Source organism: Streptomyces sp. NBC_01268 (assembly GCF_036240795.1).
In the GTDB taxonomy this organism is placed as follows: domain Bacteria; phylum Actinomycetota; class Actinomycetes; order Streptomycetales; family Streptomycetaceae; genus Streptomyces.
The window spans coordinates 3,217,505-3,237,934 of record NZ_CP108454.1 but is presented as its reverse complement, the minus strand read 5'-3'; the positions used below and the strand labels follow the sequence as shown (position 1 = coordinate 3,237,934).

Genomic DNA, 20,430 nt, shown 5'->3' with positions numbered 1-20,430 from the left:
TCAGCCCCCGTAGCCGGGCAGACCGGCGGCCCGGGCGAGCTCCAGGTCCAGGGCCTCCCGGCGGATGCGCTGGTCGACGTAGAGGAGCGCGGTCACGCCGGCGGAGATCGGGTAGGTGATCGCGTTGACGATCACTCCGCCGATGCCGGTGATGATCAGGAACGACCAGCTGTTCTCGGGCGTGGTGCCCGACATGAGCCCGCCGAAGCCGCCGTCGCTGGTCCCTATGGCGATGGCCGCGAAGGGGATCGTGATGATCATCGCGACGAGGAAGATCAGCAGCTGGGTGAGGATCGTGATGCCGAAGATGCGCCACCAGGAGCCCTGGACCAGCTTGGCCGAGCGCTTCAGCGACGTGAACACGCCCTGACGCTCCAGCATCAGCGCCGGGGAGGCGAGGCTGAAGCGGATCGTCAGCCAGATGACCGTCACGAAGGCGGCGGCACCGCCGAGGAAGGCGAGACCCACGCCGCCCGCCCCGCCGAGGAGCAACCCCGGCAGCAGGCCGACGAACATGATGCCGGCGCTCATCAGGGCCACCAGCAGGGTCAGCCCGAGCAGCGGGAGCAGCCGCGGCCGCGCCTCCTGCCAGGCGGTGCCGAGGGTGACCGGGCGGCCCAGGACGGCACGGCTGATCACCACGGTGAGCAGGGCGGCGCACACCAGGGTGGCCACCAGCATGATCAGGTAGGCCGGGCCCATGCCGATCAGGCTGCTCTGCATGGCGTCGGCGGACTGCTGGAGCTGCTCCGACGGGCTCGCGTCCGCGTTCACGGCCGGAGCGGCCGGCACGAGATAGCGCTGCGCGAGCACGTCGGCGACCTGGCCGATCACGGCGACCGTGACCGAGATGGTCAGCACGGTCTGCCAGTAGCGGCGCATGGTCGTCACGGCGCCGTCGAGGATCTCGCCCATGGTGAGCGGGCGCAGCGGGATCACTCCCGGCTTCGCGGCCGGCGGCCGTCCCCACTGGTTGTACGGCTGCTGAGGGCCGCCCCAGCCGGGGCCGGACTGCGCCCGGGCCGGCGCGGGGGCGCCGGGGGCCGGGGCGGTCGGCGCCTGCCACTGACCGGCGGGCGGCTGGTCCTTGGACCACTGAGGGGCGGAGCCGTTCGCGTCGCCGGGCGAGGCGGGCCGGGGCACACCGGAGCCGTCCTGGCCGTCGGAGGGAGCAGATCCGGGCGAGGTCCAGCCCGGAGTGTCGTTCACGGTCGTCCACCTCGAGGAATGGTCGCGGGGCCGGATCGGCGAACCGGCTCGGTCACTGCGGCCTCCCGCCTGGTACGGCGACGGGCCGGGAGCCATCGTGCCACGCGGGGCCCGCCCGCGGGCGGGCCCTGTCCCACCTGGTGCCATGTCCCCGGACCCGCTGAGCACGGGAAGGCCGGGGGGCGGCTTCCCCGCACACCATGGGGGGCCACTCAGTCCCGTCGTGAACTCGGCCATGCCGTGGTGGAGGCCGCGCAGGGGGTGCTTCGACCGCACGGCGAGCGCGGCTGTCGGGCGAAGTGGGCGGAGCATCCGTTCCCGGTCGCCGCGTTGAACGATCTTCGGCGCCTGCACCTGCATGACGACCGATGCGGACTCAGGCACGAAAAGTGACGACCGGTGCGGGACCGACGGTGATCCCGCCTCCTCGGCTATGGGCCGCGGCAGGCCCCGCAAGGTACGGTTCGGGGCGACCACGGGGGTCACGGGCTGACATGCGTGTCTGACATCAACACCCACGGGCACCGGCGGTTCACGGCGGGTAAAGGCGGACGTCGCCGCAGGTCGGTGAGGTATCTCACCAGTCGCCTTGAGACTGATACGGAAATGGGATGTTGTCGGAGCGACCGACGACGACGGCCCCTCCACCAGTGGGTATCCGCCGACGCGGGGGCCATGACATCCATCACTGACATCAGTCGAGTTTTTCGGCGTCGGGAGACGGGCGACGGAGCCGGCCCTCGCCCGCTCAGTCCCCCTTCAGGGGCTGGTCCGCTCCGTCGTAGACCTGGCCGCTGACGGCGTCCACCCGCCAGAGGTCCGCGGTTCCGCCCGCCGAGCCGTCGGGAACGGACTCCTGGCCCTCCTGGGAGATGTTCACCAGCCACGTCGGGCGCCAGGCGTCCCCGCGCTGTACAGCCTTGAGCGTGAACGCCTTGAACGTCATGTCGCCGGGCATGGCATGGCCGCGGTCGGCGAACTGCTTGGCCATCCCTTCCCGAACCAGGGACTCTGCCTTCTTGGCGTCCAGCTGAGGCTTTTCGAGGTCCACCCGCTCGGGTCCGCGGGTCACGTCCACCTGTGAAACGGTCCCGGAACGGCTCACCTGTACGTCGAGCATCCGGGGCATGAGGACGTCGGAATCGACCCACCGCCAGCTGGTGATCCAACCGAGCTGTGCCTTGTCGCCCACCGGGTACGTCTTGTGGACGGTGGCGCTGGCCCCCCACGGGTAGCGCTCGCTCATGTACGCCCGCGCGACCTCGAAGGCCATCTTGTCCGTGGTCGGGGGCTTGGCTCCGGCCACCGGGAAGCCCATCACGCTGGGCTGGTCGCTGTCCTGGAGCAGCACGCTGAAGCGGCTCTTGTCCGGCCACGACAGGGTGCCGTTCGCGAACTGCTCCGAGTGCGCCTTGTCGCGGCTCAGCAGCGTGAAGGCGACATTGCGGCACGGCGCTCCGGAACACGGCTGGTCGTACACGGGCCCGAGCTCGTAGCGGTCGCCGAAGGCCTCGCTCACCACCTGCTCCACGGCCTGGCGCTGCGTGCCGTCCGCCTGCGACAGGCCCGTGCCATCAATGTTGGTGAACGTCATGGCCGGGTACACCACGCCGGCTCCCAGGAAGACGAGGCCGAGTGCCGTGAACAGGGAGGGCTTGGCGGCGCTGGCCCAGTTGAGCGTGCGGCTCTTCAGCAGCGCGAGCACCACGGCGGCGACGCCGATGAGGCCGCCGAGAATGTTCATCTGGGCGTCGGCGCTGTCGCATATCCGGCCCAGGCCGTCGACCTCTGCCTGGACGACCTCGATGACCAGGGGGAAGGTGACCACACCGACGAGGACGGGCAGCGGACGTCGGGTCGCCATGAGGGCGAAGAAGCCGAGCGGGACCGTCATGGCGAGGTTCCAGAGCCCCTGAGTGGTCCGGAAGGGTTCGACGAGGTCGTGGTTGATGACGCACTGGCCGCTCGCCGCGCCGCTGCCCATGAAGGTGACGCTGAGGACGCCTGCGACCGTGGCCGCGAGGCCGGCGAACCATAACCCGCGGGGGTTCTGCCGGCGGCGGGCGACCAGCCAGGCCGCCGCCCCGAGGGCGAGCGCGATCAGGGTGCTCACGGCGAGGTAGCCGTAGTGGTCTTGAAAGATAGCGGTAAACACGGTCGGTTCCTTGCTGAAGTCAGATCAACACCGCAGTGCGGGGGCTCCGCCTGAACTAGGACGGAGCCCCTCGTGCCACTGGTTCAGCAGTGGGCGGCAGGCGTCTGGAAAGTGCCGCCGCTGTACGACAGGTAACCGGTGCTGTTCAGGCACAGGCTGCTGGTGCTGATCTTCCACGAACGCGTCACCGTCTGGCCGGAGCCGATGGTGAAGTACGACGAGTAGGTGGTGTTGGAGCCCGCCACCGAGTACCCGAGGCGGACGCTCACGGCGGAGCCGCCCGACTTGTAGTACGTGGTCGTCACGCCCGTCCCGACCGTCGGGTAGAGGTCACGCTTGCCGTGGCTCAGAACACCGTTGGACAGCGAGGTGCAGCGCAGGTTCGGGAAGCCGCCCTCGGTGTAGCCCGAGGAGCTGCAGTACGAGTTGGCCGAGGCGGCCGGAGCGCTGACCGCTATGGAGCCGACGGCCAGGGCCGCGGCGATTGCAGCACTGCTGATCTTGGAGCGCACTCTGATTCCTTCGTTTCAGGGCATGCCAAGCACCTCCTTGATCGCGGAGATCGGATCGCCTAGGGATCCCACTTGGCGGACCTTGGGGAGGCCCGAAGGAATCGAACACTTGTCTCGCTGGAGGATCTACCGAGAATCAGGTGGACGGCTGAAAGTGTCCGATCGGTAACAGTAGGTAGTCCAAAAGTGGACCATGAACCTGACGGACTACTCACCCGGGCGCCATGGCGGCCGGGGCCGCTCACGACGAAGGCCCCTTCATCCGCGGGTATCCGCCGATGAAGGGGCCGTGTCATGTATCGCTGGATCAGCTGGTGCTTTCGCTGTGCGGTGCTGGGGCGGCGAGTCGCCGGAGCGTGGCCGGCTGACGCAACAGCCGGTCGAGCTGACCGACGGCGGCGATCACATCCGGGTCGAGCGCCTCCGCGTAGATGTCGAGCGTCGTCGCGATCCGGCTGTGCCGCAGGATCGCCTTGATGATCCTCGGGTGCACGCGAAGGTGGACCAGGAGCGTGCCACACGACTTCCGCAGCCCCTTCGGATTCATCTTTCCGAGCTCGGCGCTCTCAGCTGCCCGACGCAGGGTCTGGTAGAGGCACTCGGCCTGGAGCGGCTGTCCGGTTCGCGTCACGAAGACGTGGTGGTCGGGGTCGTCCCACCACGGCCGGCCCTTGGCGAGAGCACGTTCGCGGAGGAGGGCCGTGCGCATCCGGGTCCACCGCAGCGGGGCGATGCACTGGGCGGGCAGGGGCAGAGGCGCTTTCGAGGTGTCCGTCTTCAGGTCCACGTCGATCGTTCCGGGACCGGAGCGCTGCCGTTGCTGCTCGATCCAGATGACCCGGTTCTCCAGGTCGACGTTCTCCCACCGAAGCCCGCAGACCTCCGCCCGCCGGAGACCGAGCAGACACATGAGCAGGAGCGCGGGGTAGTAGACCGTGCGCTGTCGGGCTTCGGCCAGGAAGCGAAGGACCTCGACGGCGCTCCAGCTCTTCCCGCTGTCGGTCGTGGCGCGCACGGTGACCACCTTGGCCACGTTGCGGGTCAGGCCGATGTCCTCGGTCATCGCGGCCGTCAGCGACGCTGAGAGGACCCGTAACGCGTGGCGCGCGGTCTTGGAGCGCTTCTCCTCCGCCAGCCGTTTGATGAGGTCTTCGGCCGGCCCGCCGAACAGAATCTGCTCCGGTGGAGCCCGGGCGGTCGAGCCGGACGGCTCTCCCCGTGGGCCATACGGGGCCCCGCAAGGTACGGTTCGGGGCGACCACGGGGTGAACGGGGCTGACATCCAAGTCGACATCAACACCCACAGACACCGGCGGTAAACGGTGGGCAATCGCGGACGTCGCCGCAGGTCGGTGAGGTATCTCACCAGTCGCCTTGAGACTGATACGGAAATGGGATGATGTCGATATGAAGGGACGCGTTCTCGTCGTCGATGACGACACCGCACTGGCCGAGATGCTCGGGATCGTGCTGCGTGGTGAGGGGTTCGAGCCGTCGTTCGTTGCGGACGGTGACAAGGCACTCGCTGCTTTTCGGGAGGCCAAGCCGGATCTCGTGCTGCTCGACCTGATGCTGCCCGGTCGGGACGGTATCGAGGTCTGCCGGTTGATCAGGGCCGAGTCCGGTGTGCCGATCGTCATGCTCACGGCCAAGAGCGACACGGTCGACGTCGTGGTGGGCCTGGAGTCCGGGGCCGACGACTACATCGTCAAGCCGTTCAAGCCGAAGGAGCTCGTCGCCCGGATCCGGGCGCGGCTGCGGAGGTCGGAGGAGCCCGCGCCGGAGCAGCTGGCCATCGGTGACCTGGTCATCGACGTGGCCGGGCACTCGGTGAAGCGGGACGGGCAGGCGATCGCGCTGACGCCGCTCGAGTTCGATCTGCTGGTGGCGCTGGCCCGCAAGCCGTGGCAGGTGTTCACCCGCGAGGTCCTGCTGGAGCAGGTCTGGGGCTACCGGCACGCGGCCGACACCCGGCTGGTGAACGTGCACGTGCAGCGGCTGCGCTCGAAGGTCGAGAAGGACCCGGAGCGCCCGGAGATCGTCGTGACCGTTCGCGGCGTCGGTTACAAGGCAGGGCCGAGCTGACATGAGCGCAGGCAGTACTGCTCCGAAGCCCGGGGATCCGGGAGTCCGTACGGGGCGGGCTGCCGGACCGGGGCGGGGGGGCTCGCGTTTCGGCCGTCTGCTGCAGGACGGTGCGCCGGGCGGGCCCGCGTTCCGGCTCGTCGCGCGCTGGGTGCGCCGGCCGCTGCTGCCCGCCGTGCGGCTGTGGCGGCGCAACCTCCAGGTGCGGGTGGTCGCGGGCACCCTGCTCATGTCGCTCGGCGTCGTGCTCCTGCTCGGCCTGGTCGTCATCGGCCAGGTGCGCAACGGGCTGCTCGACGCCAAGGAGCGGGCCGCCCAGAGCCAGGCCGCCGGTGGCTTCTCGGCCGCCCAGGACAAGGCGGCCACCACGCCCTCCGCGCCGGGAGCGCAGGACGGCGGTCGCGCCGGAGCGTCCGTGAACTGGCGCTCGACGCTGGTCGAGCAGCTGGCGAGCGGCGGTCAGAGCGCGTTCAACGTGGTCGCGCTGTCGCTGGAGACCGGGAACACGGCCAGCCGGGGCGCCCGCGCCTCCGGTGAGGTCGATCCGACCACCAGCATCCCGGCCGAGCTGCGGCACAACGTCGCGCAGGGCACCAGCACCTTCCAGCAGCCCGCGCGGATCCACTACACCAGCGGCAAGGCGTCCGAGCCCGGCCTGGTGATCGGCAAGCGGCTCAACGACGCCGACGGCACCCCGTACGAGCTGTACTACCTCTTCCCGCTGACGCAGGAGGAGGACTCCCTCGCCCTGGTCAAGACGACCCTGGCGACCGCCGGGCTGTTCGTCGTGGTGCTGCTCGGCGCCATCGCCTGGCTGGTGGTGCGCCAGGTCGTCACCCCCGTACGGATGGCAGCCGCGGTCGCCGAGCGGCTGTCGGCCAGCGGGCTCCAGGAACGGATGAAGGTCACCGGCGAGGACGACATCGCGCGCCTCGGCGAGGCCTTCAACAAGATGGCGCAGACCATCCAGACGAAGATCCAGCAGATGGAGGACCTGTCGCGGATGCAGCGGCGGTTCGTCTCGGACGTCTCGCACGAGCTGCGGACCCCGCTGACGACGGTCCGGATGGCGGCCGACGTCATCCACGAGGCCCGGGTCGACTTCGACCCGGTCACCGCGCGCTCCGCCGAGCTCCTCGGGGACCAGCTCGACCGTTTCGAGTCGCTGCTGTCGGACCTGCTGGAGATCAGCCGCTTCGACGCGGGCGCCGCGGCCCTGGAGGCCGAGCCGATAGACCTGCGCCAGGTCGTACGCCGGGTCATCGGCGGCGCCGAGCCGCTGGCCGAGCGCAAGGGGAGCCGGATCCTCGTCGTCGGCGACGAGCAGCCCGTGGTGGCCGAGGCGGACGCCCGCCGGGTCGAGCGGGTGCTGCGCAATCTGGTCGTGAACGCCGTCGAGCACGGCGAGGGCCGGGACGTGACCGTGAAGCTGGCCGCCGCCGGCGGGGCCGTCGCCGTCGCCGTGCGCGACCACGGGATCGGGCTCAAGCCCGGAGAGGCGACCCGGGTCTTCAACCGGTTCTGGCGGGCCGACCCGTCCCGCGCGCGCACCACCGGCGGCACGGGCCTCGGCCTGTCCATCGCCGTCGAGGACGCGCGCCTGCACGGCGGCTGGCTCCAGGCCTGGGGCGAGCCCGGTGGCGGCTCGCAGTTCCGGCTGACCCTGCCGCGCACCGCGGACGAGCCGCTGCGCGGTTCGCCGATCCCGCTGGAGCCCGAGGACTCGCGGCGCAACCGCGAGCAGGCGGCCGCCGCTGCCGGGGCGCGCCTGACCGCGGTGCCCGCGCAGCCCGCCGGGGACCACCCGGCGCTGTCCGTGCCGCCGCGGATACCCGCCGCGTCGCGGGCGACGGTGGATCCGACGGCGCTGCCGGGCAGCGGCGCGCGGGTGGTTCCGCGGCCCGCGGCGGGCGGCGACGAAGACGGGGGCGCCGGGGGCGCCGGGGGCGAGACCATGGCGTCGTCGCGCGCCGAGCAGGAGGGCGGGACACGTGGGCGCTGACCTTCGAGGGACGCGGGAGGCCCTGGGGCGGGGACGGTCGGTGCGCGGGGTGGTGCTGCTGGCCTGCGGCTCGCTGCTGGTGGCCGGCTGCGCGAGCATGCCCGACAGCGGCGACGTACGGGCCGTGAAGGCGTCCAACGCGGGCGACTCGCAGGTGCGGGTGTACGCGGTCGCGCCCCGCGACAACGCCGATCCGGAGGAGATCGTCGACGGCTTCCTGGAGGCCATGACGAGTGACGACCCCGGGTTCTCGACGGCGCGGAAGTACCTGACCCGGCAGGCCGTGCGCACGTGGCGGCCGGAGGCGAGCATCACCGTGCTCACCAACGCGCCCGACCGCGACCAGGCCGACCGGATGGCCGACACGGAGAACCAGGGGCGGTCGTACCCGATCTCCGGGCGGCGGATCGCGAAGGTCGACGCCCGGCACGCGTACCGGCCGGAGGTCCCGGCCGAGTTCAACGAGTCGATCCACGTGGTGCAGCAGCCCACGGCGGACGGCAAGGGCAAGGAGTGGCGCATCGACAGCCTGCCCCCGGGCCTGGTGCTCGGTGAGGCGGACTTCCTGCGCAACTACCGCTCGGTCAACAAGTACTACTTCGCCTCCGGGGAGAACTGGGTCGTCGCCGACCCGGTCTACATCCGGCAGCGGCAGGATCCGGTCACCCGCATGGACCCGGTGACGCAGACGGTGAAGGCGCTCCTGGAGGGCCCGACGGGGTGGCTCGGGCCCGCCGTCGACTCGCGCTTCCCCTCCGGTACGGAGCTGAAGAAGGGCGTCACGACCCTCACGACCGACGACCAGTCGACGCTGAAGGTCCCGCTCAACGCCAAGGCCGACCACGTCAGCGCCCTGGTGTGCAAGGGCATGGCGGCCCAACTGCTGTTCACCCTGGGCGACCTGACGTCGGCACGGGTGGAGCAGGTGGAGCTCCAGGGAAGCGACGGCAACCGGCTCTGCATGCTCGGCAAGGGGCAGGCCATCGAGGAGTACTCGGCGGTGCGCGACCCGGGGCGGGGCGAGAACCCCTTCTTCGTCGACGAGCACGGCCGCCTGATGATGCTGTCGGTCGCCTCGAAGCAGCTGGACAAGCCGGTCGAGGCGCCCGGGCCGTTCGGCCGGGGCACGCTGCCGCTGACGTACGTGGCGGTGGACCGCGAGGAGAACCGGGCGGCCGGGGTCGTGCAGGAGGGCCGCGCGCTGCGCGTCGCGTCGATCACCTCCGACGAGGAGCCCGCGGCGCCGATCGTGACCAGCGCCGGGCTGCGGCGCGAGGACCGCCTGTCGGCGCCGAGCTGGGACGGCCACGGCGACCTGTGGGTCGCCGACCGCAACCGGGCGAAGCCGCGCCTGTGGATGGTGCCCGGCGGCCAGGGCGAGCCGGTCGAGGTCAGCACGCCGTGGCTCAAGGACGGCGCGCGGATCGAGTCGCTGCGGGTCTCCGCCGACGGGGTGCGGATCGCGCTGCTCGTGACGAAGGACGACCGCACGACCCTCCAGATCGGCCGGGTCGAGCGCACCCGCGGCGACGGGCACGAGAGCGTCTCCGTCGAGTCCCCGCAGCGCGCCGCGCCGCGCCTGGAGTCCGTCACCGCCGTGTCCTGGGCCGGCCCGAGCCGCCTGGTCGTGGTCGGCACGGAGGCCGGCGGGGTGCAGCAGGTGCGGTACGTGCAGACGGACGGGTCGACGTCGGCCACGTCGGTCCTGCCGGGCCTGAACGGGGTCACGGCGGTCGCCGCGCCGCACGGCGAACAGTCGCCGGTGGTCGCGGACTCCAACAACGACGGCATCGTGCGGCTCGTGCCCGGGGCGAACTGGCAGCCCATCGTCAAGGAGGGGCGCCACCCGGTCTATCCGGGCTGACGGCGGTTTTCCACAGGAGTGGCCGCGCGGGCTCCGCGGGAGGACAGTGGAGCCATGCGGGGGTGGTGGCGCGAGATCGCCGGGCTGGTGCTGCCGGTCGCCTGCGGAGGCTGCGGGAGACCCCGTACGGCACTGTGCCCGCGCTGCAGGACCGGGCTGACCGGCACCGGTCCCCGCAGGGTGCGTCCGTGGCCCGAGCCCCCGGGGCTGCCGGTCGTCCATGCCGCCGCGCCGTACGAGGGTGCCGTGCGCGCGCTGCTCCTCGCCCACAAGGAACGTGGGGCGCTGCCGCTCGCCGGAGCCCTGGGCGCCGCGCTGGCAGGTGCCGTGGAGGCCGCCACGGGGCCCTGTGGGGCGTCCGGGGGCGGACCGCTGCTCCTGGTGCCGGTGCCGTCCTCACGGCGCTCCGTGCGCGCGCGTGGCCACGATCCGACCCGGCGGATCGCGCTGGCGGCGGCGGCCCGGCTGCGCCGTTCCGGACGGGCCGCGCGGGTCCTGCCGGTGCTGCGGCAGGGCCGGGCGGTCGCCGACCAGGCGGGGCTCGGCGCGCGCGGGCGGCTCGCCAACCTGGCGGGGGCGCTGGAGGTCGCACCGGCCGGCGTACGGCTCCTCGACGAGGCCGTGCGGGAGGCCGGGCGGGTGGTTCTCGTGGACGACCTGATGACCACGGGAGCATCGCTCGCGGAGGCGGCGAGGGCACTGGGTGCCGCCCCCGTCCTCGTACACCCGCCGTTCATTCCCGGATTACCGGACAGCCCGAAGAGGCGAGGGACGGAAGGCCTTTTCGAACAGCCCGCGGCAGCGGTAGTCGCATCCTCTCCGGCCTCGTTCGAAATAAACCGGAACTCACGGGGAACTTGCAACGTTGCAGGTGGTGAGAGGTAAGAACACCCGAATGGAGGTAAGTCCCGTCAGCGGGTGCCGACACCCGTCCGAACGAGCTATGTTCGGTTGTGAGGAATGGCGAAGGTCACGCCTCACCTAATGCACGGGTGCGCCTACAGGACAGGAGTTCAGGGCGAATTAACCTCTTGTCGATGGGGTGGGGCGCTTGTCGACTGGGGAGGAGAGGGGCGAAGTCGCCAAGTCCGAGACCCCGGCAAACGCCGGAGTCTGGTGCAAAGGGAGATGCTCGACGGCCTAGGAGCCGTAGTGAGCGATCCGGGAACGGAGTTCTGCGTGGACATCGTCGTCAAGGGCCGCAAGACCGAGGTGCCCGAGCGGTTCCGTAAGCACGTGGCCGAGAAGCTGAAGCTGGAGAAGATCCAGAAGCTCGACGGCAAGGTGATCAGCCTCGACGTCGAGGTGTCCAAGGAGCACAACCCGCGGCAGGCCGACCGGTCCGACCGTGTGGAGATCACCCTCCACTCCCGAGGCCCGGTGATCCGGGCGGAGGCGGCGGCAGGCGACCCGTACGCAGCGCTCGACCTCGCCAGCGACAAGCTGGAGGCCCGACTGCGCAAGCAGCACGACAAGAGGTACACGCGCCGTGGCAACGGCAGGCTTTCGGCGGCGGAGGTCGCCGACGTGGTGCCGGGCGTCGCGTCGCTGAACGGCAACGGTCAGGTGGTGCCGACGGAGACCGGCACCGTCCCCACCACGATGATGGGTTCGATCGAGGTCCAGGGCGAAGGACCGCTGGTGGTCCGCGAGAAGACCCACAAGGCCGCCCCCATGACGCTCGACCAGGCGCTCTACGAGATGGAGCTGGTCGGGCACGACTTCTACCTCTTCGTCGACTCCGACACGAAGCAGCCCAGTGTCGTCTACCGGCGGCACGCCTACGACTACGGCGTCATCCACCTGGAGAGCGACCCCCTCGCGGGTGAGGACCTCGGCGGCGCGGGCGGTGCGCTCGGCGGCTGATCCGGCCCGCCCGAGCCCGTTCGTCGGCCGTGCCGCGGTCGCGGTTACGACCAGGTGCCCCTGGAGCGCCCCCCGCGCTCCCAGGGGCACCCCTGTGCGACCGGAAGTGTCGGAATGCGACCGCCTGCGACCACGCGTTCACCGCGAGGGCGCCGCGGCATGAAAGCATGGCGTGCACGCCAACCGGAGCTCCCCGAGCAGCGGTTGGAGGACCGAAAGCGATGCAGTAAACGACTTCAGGCCACGGCCTTCAGGGGGAGGAACGATGGCGGACAGCTTCGGGCCGGTGCACGGCGGGCGAGAGACTCTGGGAACGGCGAATCCGGAGGGATCGGATTCGGCCATCGGCGCGTCGCGCGACGAGCCGATCCGGGTCCTCGTCGTCGACGATCACGCCCTTTTCCGCCGTGGTCTGGAGATCGTCCTCGCGCAGGAGGAGGACATCCAGGTCGTCGGCGAGGCCGGGGACGGGGCGGAGGCCGTCGACAAGGCGGCCGATCTGCTGCCCGACATCGTGCTGATGGACGTGCGGATGCCCAAGCGCGGCGGGATCGAGGCATGCACCTCCATCAAGGAGGTCGCCCCCAGCGCGAAGATCATCATGCTGACGATCAGCGACGAGGAGGCCGACCTCTACGACGCGATCAAGGCGGGCGCGACCGGCTACCTCCTGAAGGAGATCTCCACCGACGAGGTCGCCACCGCGATCCGGGCCGTCGCCGACGGCCAGTCGCAGATCAGCCCGTCGATGGCGTCGAAGCTGCTCACCGAGTTCAAGTCGATGATCCAGCGCACCGACGAGCGCCGGCTGGTGCCCGCGCCCCGGCTGACCGACCGCGAGCTGGAGGTCCTCAAGCTGGTCGCGACCGGGATGAACAACCGGGACATCGCCAAGCAGTTGTTCATCTCCGAGAACACCGTGAAGAACCACGTGCGGAACATCCTGGAGAAGCTCCAGCTGCACTCCCGGATGGAGGCCGTGGTCTACGCGATGCGGGAGAAGATCCTCGAGATCCGCTGACGGACCGGCCGCAGTCCCGGCCCCCGTCCCGGCTGACGGACCGGTCCCCGTCACCGCTCACGGACCGGTCCCCGGCGGCCCTCCTCAGCCGAGCGACTTGACGAGCTCTGCCGCGAGTTCCGGAGGATCCACGCGCTCCACGGCCACCGCGTCGCAGCCCACCCACTCGGCCGCCTCGCGCAGCGCCCGCGCCACCGCGGGCACCGCCTTCGGGCCCTCCAGGGACACCTGCCGGGCGACCAGCGTCCGGCCCTCCCGGGCCGGGTCCACCCGGCCGACCAGCCGGCCGCCGGACAGCACCGGCATGGCGAAGTATCCGTACACCCGCTTCGGCTTCGGCACGTACGCCTCCAAGCGGTGCGTGAAGCCGAAGACGCGCTCGGTGCGGGCCCGCTCCCAGATCAGCGAGTCGAAGGGCGACAGCAGCGTCGTCCGGTGCCGCCCGCGCGGCTCGCTCGCCAGCGCCGCCGGATCCGCCCAGGCCGGCTTCCCCCAGCCCGCCACCGTCACCGGGACGAGCCCCGAGTCCGCCACCACCGCGTCGAAGGCCTCGCCCTTGATCCGGTGGTAGTCGGCGATGTCCGCGCGGGTGCCGACGCCCAGCGCCTCACCCGCCTGCCGCACCAGACGCCGCAGGCACTCCGTGTCGTCCAGGTCGTCGTGGAGCAGCGCCTGCGGGACGGCGCGCTCGGCCAGGTCGTAGACCCGCTTCCAGCCGCGCCGCTCGGTGACCACCACCTCGCCGTACATCAGCGCCCGCTCGACGGCGATCTTCGCGTCGGACCAGTCCCACCACTCGCCCTTGTTCTTCGCGCCGCCGAGCTCGGTCGCCGTCAGCGGCCCCTCGTCCCGCAGCTGCCGGATCACGGCCTCGTACGCCCCTTCCGACAGCTCGTGCCCCCAGTGCGGGCGGTCGCGGTAGGCGCGGCGGCGGAAGGCGAAGAGCGGCCACTCCTCGATCGGCAGGATGCAGGCGGCGTGCGACCAGTACTCGAAGGCGTGGCCCTCGGTCCAGTACGCCGCCTCGACCTTCGGGCGGCCGACGGCGCCCAGGCGCGCGTACGGGATGAGCTCGTGCGAGCGGGCCAGCACGGAGATGGTGTCCAGCTGGACCTGCCCCAGGTGACGCAGCACGCCGCGCACCCCGGCCCGGCGGTCGGGGGCGCCGAGGAACCCCTGGGCCCGCAGGGCGATCCGGCGGGCGTCGTCGGCGGACAGTTCGGCGGCGGGGCGCGGGGCGGTCGTCATGATCCGCACCCTAGAGGGCGGTACCGACAACGGCCCCGGCCGCGGTCCCGGTCCCGGCCAGGGGCCAGCGGCCGGCGGCCTTGGCCCCGGACCAGCCCCGGCCCGGTCCCGGCCCGCCCCCGCCTTCGTCACCCGCCTTCGTCAGCCCCCGTACGGGAGGTACGGCAGCTTCGCGGGCAGGCCCAGGTCGGAGGGGAGCAGCGAGCCGATCCAGGCGTCGCGGGCCGTGCCCTTGTTGACCAGGCCCGCCCGCTCGACGCCCTCCACGGTGAAGCCGGCCCGTTCGGCCACCGCGCGGGAGGGGACGTTGCCGACCTCGGCGCGCCACAGCAGGCGGTGACAGCCGAGGGCGGTGAAGGCCCAGTGGGCGAGGGCGCGGACGCTCTCGGTCATGTAGCCGTGGCCGCGGTGCTCCTCGGCCAGCCAGAAGCCGACCTCCAGGACGCCCTCCGCGCGGGTGCTCAGACTGGTCGCGGCCAGCAGGGGCCCGCCCTGGACCGGCTCGACGGCGAAGGCGTACTCCCGGTCGTTGCTCCAGCCCTCGGGCACCAGACGGGTGACGAAGAACTCGGCGTCGTGACGGGTGTACGGCGAGGGAACGGTGGTCCAGCGCTGGATGGCGGGGTTCTGGCAGGCGGCGTGGACCGCTTCGGCGTCCTCGGGGGTGAAATGGCGCAGGCGCAGGCGTTCCGTGGTCAGGGTGATGGGCTCCATGACGGAATTGTGGTGACCCGCCCGGCCCGATGCGAACACTTTTCGGTAAGGGGCGGCACCTTCCGGTGGCCTCGTGCGTTCTCTCTGCGGGAGGTCTCACGGGCGGTAGCGGGGCTTCGGCACAGCGGGCCTCCCTCCGCGAGGGCGGTCTCGCTTACGATGGCCGTTGCGGTGGGGACCACCTGCCGTGCCCGCGCCCGAGTCATGACAAGACCCAGTGCCAGGCCCGACCGGCAAGGAGACCAGCCTCAGTGTCCGTCTTCAACAAGCTCATGCGTGCAGGCGAAGGCAAGATCCTGCGCAAACTGCACCGCATCGCGGACCAGGTCAGCTCCATCGAAGAGGACTTCCAGAACCTCTCCGACGCCGAGTTGCGGGCGCTCACGGACGAGTACAAGCAGCGCTACGCCGACGGTGAGAGCCTCGACGACCTGCTCCCGGAGGCCTTCGCCACCGTCCGCGAGGCCGCCAAGCGCGTCCTCGGCCAGCGCCACTACGACGTCCAGATCATGGGCGGCGCCGCCCTCCACCTCGGTTACGTCGCCGAGATGAAGACCGGTGAGGGCAAGACCCTCGTCGGTACCCTGCCGGCGTATCTGAACGCGCTGTCCGGCAAGGGCGTCCACCTGATCACGGTGAACGACTACCTCGCCGAGCGCGACTCCGAGATGATGGGCCGGGTGCACCGCTTCCTGGGCCTGGAGGTCGGCTGCATCCTGGCCAACATGACCCCGGCCCAGCGCCGCGAGCAGTACGCCGCCGACATCACGTACGGCACGAACAACGAGTTCGGCTTCGACTACCTGCGCGACAACATGGCGTGGTCCCAGGACGAGCTCGTCCAGCGCGGCCACAACTACGCCTGTGTCGACGAGGTCGACTCGATCCTCGTCGACGAGGCCCGTACGCCGCTGATCATCTCCGGCCCGGCCGACCAGGCCACCAAGTGGTACGGCGACTTCGCCAAGCTGGTCACCCGCCTCGCCAAGGGCGAGGCCGGCAACCCGCTGAAGGGCATCGAGGAGACCGGCGACTACGAGGTCGACGAGAAGAAGCGCACCGTCGCCATCCACGAGGCCGGTGTCGCCAAGGTCGAGGACTGGCTGGGCATCGACAACCTCTACGAGTCGGTGAACACCCCGCTCGTCGGGTACCTGAACAACGCCATCAAGGCGAAGGAACTGTTCAAGAAGGACAAGGACTACGTCGTCATCGACGGCGAAGTCATGATCGTCGACGAGCACACCGGCCGTATCCTCGCCGGCCGCCGCTACAACGAGGGCATGCACCAGGCGATCGAGGCGAAGGAGGGGGTGGACATCAAGGACGAGAACCAGACGCTCGCCACGATCACCCTCCAGAACTTCTTCCGCCTCTACGACAAGCTCTCCGGCATGACCGGTACGGCCATGACCGAAGCGGCCGAGTTCCACCAGATCTACAAGCTGGGCGTCGTGCCGATCCCGACGAACAAGCCCATGCAGCGCAAGGACCAGCCGGACCTGATCTACCGCACCGAGGTCGCCAAGTTCGCCGCCGTCGTCGACGACATCGCGGAGAAGCACGAGAAGGGCCAGCCGGTCCTCGTCGGCACCACCTCGGTCGAGAAGTCCGAGTACCTGTCGCAGCAGCTCAGCAAGCGCGGCATCCAGCACGAGGTGCTGAACGCCAAGCACCACGAGCGCGAGGCCGTGATCGTCGCGCAGGCCGGCCGCAAGGGCGCCGTCACCGTCGCCACCAACATGGCCGGCCGCGGTACCGACATCAAGCTGGGCGGCAACCCGGACGACCTCGCCGAGGCCGAGCTGCGCCAGTCCGGCCTGGACCCGGTCGAGCACGTCGAGGAGTGGGCCGCGGCCCTGCCGGGCGCCCTGGAGCGCGCCGAGAAGGCCGTGAAGGCGGAGTTCGAGGAGGTCAAGGACCTCGGCGGGCTGTACGTCCTGGGCACCGAGCGCCACGAGTCCCGCCGCATCGACAACCAGCTCCGCGGTCGTTCCGGCCGTCAGGGCGACCCGGGCGAGTCCCGCTTCTACCTGTCGCTCGGCGACGACCTGATGCGCCTGTTCAAGGCCGCCATGGTCGAGCGCGTGATGGCGATGGCGAACGTGCCGGACGACGTGCCGATCGAGAACAAGATGGTCACCCGCGCCATCGCCTCCGCGCAGGGCCAGGTCGAGAGCCAGAACTTCGAGACGCGCAAGAACGTCCTGAAGTACGACGAGGTGCTCAACCGCCAGCGCGAGGTCATCTACGGCGAGCGCCGCCGCGTCCTGGAGGGCGAGGACCTGCAGGAGCAGGTCGGCCACTTCATGGACGACACGATCGACGACTACATCCGCCAGGAGACCGCCGACGGCTTCGCCGAGGAGTGGGACCTGGACCGCCTGTGGAACGCGTTCAAGCAGCTCTACCCGACCAAGGTCACGGTCGACGAGCTGGAGGAGGCGGCCGGGGACCGCGCGGGCATCACGGCCGAGTTCATCGCCGAGTCCGTCAAGGACGACATCCACGAGCAGTACAGCGCCCGTGAGACCCAGCTCGGCTCGGAGATCATGCGCGAGCTGGAGCGGCGCGTGGTCCTCTCGGTGCTCGACCGCAAGTGGCGCGAGCACCTCTACGAGATGGACTACCTGCAGGAGGGCATCGGCCTGCGGGCGATGGCCCAGAAGGACCCGCTGGTCGAGTACCAGCGCGAGGGCTTCGACATGTTCTCCGCGATGATGGAGGGCATCAAGGAGGAGTCCGTCGGCTACCTGTTCAACCTGGAGGTCCAGGTCGAGCAGCAGGTCGAGGAGGTCCCGGTGCAGGACGCGCCGTCCCTGGAGAAGAAGGACGCCGTCCCGGCCGGCGCCGGCCGCCCGGAGATCCGGGCCAAGGGCCTGGACGCCCCGCAGCGTCCGGACCGGCTGCACTTCTCCGCGCCGAAGGTCGACGGTGACGGCTCGGTCGTCGAGGGCGACTTCGCCTCCGACGGCGGCGAGGCCGCCGGTGACGGGCTGACCCGCGCGGAGCGCCGCAAGGCGCAGAAGAACGCGGGCGGGCGTCGCCGCAAGAAGTAAGCGGCGGAGCAGGACGGAGGGGCCGGTCACCGGGTGCGGTGGCCGGCCCCTCCGCGTCGTCCACGGCCGCGGTCGTCCACGGCTACGCCGGCAGGCCGTCCAGTTCCACCGCGGCGCAGCGCCAGCGGCGGTCCCGGCCGCGCTCCAGGCGGAAGGCCATGGCCCGGACCCGCTCACCGGTCGCGATCGTCGCGCAGGCCTCGACGGCGTCCGGGCCCGGCGGGCGGGCCGAGCAGTGGCGCAGGACGGGGCGGGGGCCGCAGGAGCGCAGCGGGGTCCCCGGGGCGAGCCGGACGAGCTGCTCGTACGCCTCGCCGATGGTGTGGCCGAGCATCCAGTGCACCGGGCGCTCCCCGCTGAGCACGGCGAGCAGCTTCTCGGCGAAGAGGACGTGTGGCGGCGGCATCCGGCGCGGCCCGGTGCCCGCCCGGCCGCGCGGGCCGGTGCCGGCGGGGCCGGCGGGGCCGGCGGGGCCCGCGCCGCCGCGGGCCGGGCGCGTGGGGGTGTGGCTGAGGGCGTGGCGGTAGGTGTGCGTGGTCATCTCGGGTCCCCGTTCCTCGCGCTGGGTCACCGACTCGTACCGGTCGGTAACCACTTGAGGATCTTGTACGGGGACGGCGCCCGCCCGGGCAAGGGGCGCGCACCCGTGTGCGGGCGTGCGCGGAGGTTCACCTATCAGGGTGACGCGGGGGCCCCTGGGGCCTGCGGGGTCACAGGGGCGCGGTTCCCGGGGTGACGGGGCGAGGGGCTGGGCCGGGGGCCCCGAAGGGGGACTCCGCACGTATCCTGAGGGCGTCTCCGACTACGAAAGCGGCCAGCCATGCGCGTCTACGTCCCCCTGACCCTTCCCGGTCTCGCACAGGCGCACAAGGCGGGCGAGCTCGGCCCCGGGCCCCTCACCGCCTACGCCGTCACCCCCGCGCTGCGCGAGTGGTACGTCTCCGACGACATCGAGGAGCTGGAGTACGCGGCCCTCAACCGCGCCGCCGCCGCCTCGCTGCGGCTGCTCGCCGGTGACCCCGAGGCCGCGCGGCGCCGGATCGTCGTCGCCGTGGACGTCGCCGACAAGGACGCGGCCGTCGACCCCGACCGGGGGCTCGACGCGAGCGCGCTCGGCGAGGTGCGGATCGCCGGAGCCGTACGGCTGGCCAAGGCCGCGGCCGTGCACGCCGACGCCGACGACGCCCGGGCGGACGTCTCGGCCGCCGCGGACGCGCTCGGAGCGGCGGACCAGGGCGACGACGACGCCCAGTTCGTCGTGGACGGCGCCGAGGACCACGAGCTGCTCTGGTACGGGGTGCAGGAGATTCCGGGCCTGCTCGGCTGAGCCGGCGACCGGTACCGTGTGCCTCCATGGGGAAGCACGAGAAGCACGGAAAACACCTGGTCTGGGACTGGAACGGCACGCTGCTCGACGACATCGGGGCGGTGATCGGGGCGACCAACGCGGCCTTCGCCGAGCTGGGACTCGACGAGATCACCCTGGAGCAGTACCGCGAGCTGTACACGGTGCCGGTGCCGAAGTTCTACGAGCGGCTGATGGGGCGGCTGCCCACCGCTGACGAGTGGACCGTCATGGACGGCGCCTTCCACCGGCACTACTGGCAGCGGGCGGAGGACTGCGGGCTCACCGCCGGGGCCGCGGAGCTGCTGGCGGCCCGGCAGGCGTCCGGGTTCACCCAGTCGCTGCTGTCGCTCGCACCGCACGAGGAGCTGGTACCGCTGGTGCGGCGGCACGGGATCGCGGAGCGGTTCCTGCGGGTCGACGGGCGGGTGGACCGGACCTCCACGGACGGCAAGTCCGGGCACATGGTGCGGCACCTCGCGGCGCTGGAGGGGATGCCCGCGGAGCGGGTCGTCGTCATCGGGGATGCGGCGGACGACGCCGTGGCGGCCTTGCACGTGGGGGCGCGGGCCGTGCTCTACACCGGGGGGTCGCACAGCCGTCGCAGCCTGGAGGCCGTGGGGGTGCCGGTGGTCGACTCGCTCGCCGAGGCGGTCGCCGTGGCGGAGGAGCTGGTCTAGGGCGGCTCGGCCCCGGCGGGAGTCCGGGGGAAGGCGGGGTCGTGCCCGCCCTCCCCCGGAGACCGCGCTACGCCTTCGCCTCGCGCAGGACCTTCAGGAACTCCCTCATCCAGGTCGGGTGGTCCGGCCAGGCGCGCGAGGAGACGAGGGTGCCGTCCACCACGGCGGCCGTGTCCTGGAAGGTGGCGCCCGCGGCCTGCATGTCGAGCTCCAGGGCCGGGTACGCGGTCACCTGGCGGCCCTCCAGGCTGCCGGTCGCGGCGGTCAGGAGGGGGCCGTGGCAGATCTGGGCCACCGGCTTGTCCGCGTCGAAGAAGGACTTCAGGATCTTGCGCAGCTCCGGATCGTTGCGCAGGTACTCCGGCGCCCGCCCGCCCGGGATGACCACGGCCACGTACGAGCCCGGGTCGACCTCCGAGAAGGCCAGGTCGGCGGGCCAGGTGTAGCCCGGCTTCTCGGTGTACGTGTCGAAGCCCGGCTCGAAGTCGTGCACCACGAAGCGGAGCTGTTTGCGCGCGGGGGCGGCGATGTCGACCTCGTACCCCTCCTCCAGGAGGCGCTGGTACGGGTACATGACCTCCAGCGACTCCGCCGCGTCCCCGGTCACGATCAAGATCTTCGCCACTGCGTCTCCCCGAGAGCTCTCGTCGATATGCCCCGGGTAACCATT

17 protein-coding genes are annotated in these 20,430 nt (G+C 71.3%); 9 read left to right on the top strand and 8 right to left on the bottom strand.

The annotated features are described in order from the left end of the window. From OG309_RS14285 to OG309_RS14270, 4 genes are all read right to left on the bottom strand, one after another. Positions 1-1,209, bottom strand: a complete 1,209-nt coding sequence (locus tag OG309_RS14285; RefSeq protein ID WP_329421039.1) for a hypothetical protein — start codon at positions 1,207-1,209, stop codon at positions 1-3. 748 nt (positions 1,210-1,957) lie between these two features. Then, positions 1,958-3,364 carry a VanZ family protein gene (locus OG309_RS14280; RefSeq protein WP_329421037.1) on the bottom strand — a complete coding sequence of 469 codons (1,407 nt, stop codon included), beginning with the start codon at positions 3,362-3,364 and terminating at the stop codon, positions 1,958-1,960. An 83-nt stretch (positions 3,365-3,447) separates the two neighbouring features. Further along, positions 3,448-3,876 (bottom strand): hypothetical protein, encoded by a 429-nt coding sequence (locus OG309_RS14275; protein ID WP_329421036.1) that lies wholly within the window; start codon positions 3,874-3,876, stop codon positions 3,448-3,450. A 307-nt stretch (positions 3,877-4,183) separates the two neighbouring features. Beyond that, entirely contained in the window at positions 4,184-4,939 is a 756-nt protein-coding gene (locus tag OG309_RS14270) for a tyrosine-type recombinase/integrase (protein ID WP_329421035.1), read from the bottom strand. A gap of 344 nt (positions 4,940-5,283) precedes the next feature. Here OG309_RS14270 and mtrA point away from each other — a divergent pair, with 344 nt between their 5' ends. From mtrA to OG309_RS14240, 6 genes are all read left to right on the top strand, one after another. Then, on the top strand, positions 5,284-5,961 hold the full coding sequence (gene mtrA / locus OG309_RS14265; protein ID WP_329421033.1) for a two-component system response regulator MtrA: 678 nt from the start codon (positions 5,284-5,286) through the stop codon (positions 5,959-5,961). Between the two features lies 1 nt (position 5,962). Further along, positions 5,963-7,963 carry an MtrAB system histidine kinase MtrB gene (gene mtrB, locus OG309_RS14260; protein ID WP_329421031.1) on the top strand — a complete coding sequence of 667 codons (2,001 nt, stop codon included), beginning with the start codon at positions 5,963-5,965 and terminating at the stop codon, positions 7,961-7,963. Beyond that, positions 7,953-9,827 (top strand): LpqB family beta-propeller domain-containing protein, encoded by a 1,875-nt coding sequence (locus OG309_RS14255; protein WP_443067565.1) that lies wholly within the window; start codon positions 7,953-7,955, stop codon positions 9,825-9,827. Before mtrB ends, OG309_RS14255 begins: the two co-directional genes overlap by 11 nt. 54 nt (positions 9,828-9,881) lie before the next feature. After that, a complete protein-coding gene (locus OG309_RS14250) occupies positions 9,882-10,712 on the top strand; it encodes a ComF family protein (protein WP_329421030.1) in 831 nt (276 codons plus the stop codon). Positions 10,713-11,006: 294 nt separating this feature from the next. Further along, positions 11,007-11,693, top strand: a complete 687-nt coding sequence (gene hpf, locus OG309_RS14245) for a ribosome hibernation-promoting factor, HPF/YfiA family (protein ID WP_402544410.1) — start codon at positions 11,007-11,009, stop codon at positions 11,691-11,693. Between the two features lie 265 nt (positions 11,694-11,958). Next, positions 11,959-12,714, top strand: coding sequence for a response regulator transcription factor (locus OG309_RS14240; protein ID WP_329421027.1), 756 nt, complete (start codon positions 11,959-11,961; stop codon positions 12,712-12,714). Positions 12,715-12,798: 84 nt separating this feature from the next. On the opposite strand, the gene OG309_RS14235 is transcribed toward OG309_RS14240, so the two are convergent. Then, on the bottom strand, positions 12,799-13,962 hold the full coding sequence (locus tag OG309_RS14235) for a winged helix-turn-helix domain-containing protein (protein ID WP_329421026.1): 1,164 nt from the start codon (positions 13,960-13,962) through the stop codon (positions 12,799-12,801). 141 nt (positions 13,963-14,103) lie between these two features. Continuing rightward, positions 14,104-14,676: a GNAT family N-acetyltransferase gene (locus tag OG309_RS14230; protein ID WP_329421025.1), complete on the bottom strand. Its 573-nt coding sequence runs from the start codon at positions 14,674-14,676 to the stop codon at positions 14,104-14,106. Between the two features lie 251 nt (positions 14,677-14,927). Between OG309_RS14230 and secA the strand changes: the two genes are divergently transcribed. Then, positions 14,928-17,735 (top strand): preprotein translocase subunit SecA, encoded by a 2,808-nt coding sequence (secA, locus tag OG309_RS14225; protein WP_329421023.1) that lies wholly within the window; start codon positions 14,928-14,930, stop codon positions 17,733-17,735. Between the two features lie 82 nt (positions 17,736-17,817). Here the strand turns inward: secA and OG309_RS38145 are convergent, their stop codons facing one another. After that, the gene (locus OG309_RS38145; RefSeq protein WP_443067633.1) at positions 17,818-18,141 is read right to left on the bottom strand and encodes an Rv3235 family protein; all 324 of its coding nucleotides are present in this window, start codon (positions 18,139-18,141) and stop codon (positions 17,818-17,820) included. 414 nt (positions 18,142-18,555) lie between these two features. Here OG309_RS38145 and OG309_RS14215 point away from each other — a divergent pair, with 414 nt between their 5' ends. Together OG309_RS14215 and OG309_RS14210 are read left to right on the top strand one after the other, a co-directional pair. Continuing rightward, positions 18,556-19,062, top strand: coding sequence for a DUF6912 family protein (locus tag OG309_RS14215; RefSeq protein WP_329421020.1), 507 nt, complete (start codon positions 18,556-18,558; stop codon positions 19,060-19,062). A gap of 26 nt (positions 19,063-19,088) precedes the next feature. Then, the gene (locus tag OG309_RS14210; RefSeq protein WP_329421018.1) at positions 19,089-19,760 is read left to right on the top strand and encodes an HAD family hydrolase; all 672 of its coding nucleotides are present in this window, start codon (positions 19,089-19,091) and stop codon (positions 19,758-19,760) included. Between the two features lie 67 nt (positions 19,761-19,827). On the opposite strand, the gene OG309_RS14205 is transcribed toward OG309_RS14210, so the two are convergent. Then, positions 19,828-20,385 carry a DJ-1/PfpI family protein gene (locus tag OG309_RS14205; RefSeq protein WP_329421016.1) on the bottom strand — a complete coding sequence of 186 codons (558 nt, stop codon included), beginning with the start codon at positions 20,383-20,385 and terminating at the stop codon, positions 19,828-19,830. Positions 20,386-20,430: the final 45 nt, after the last annotated feature.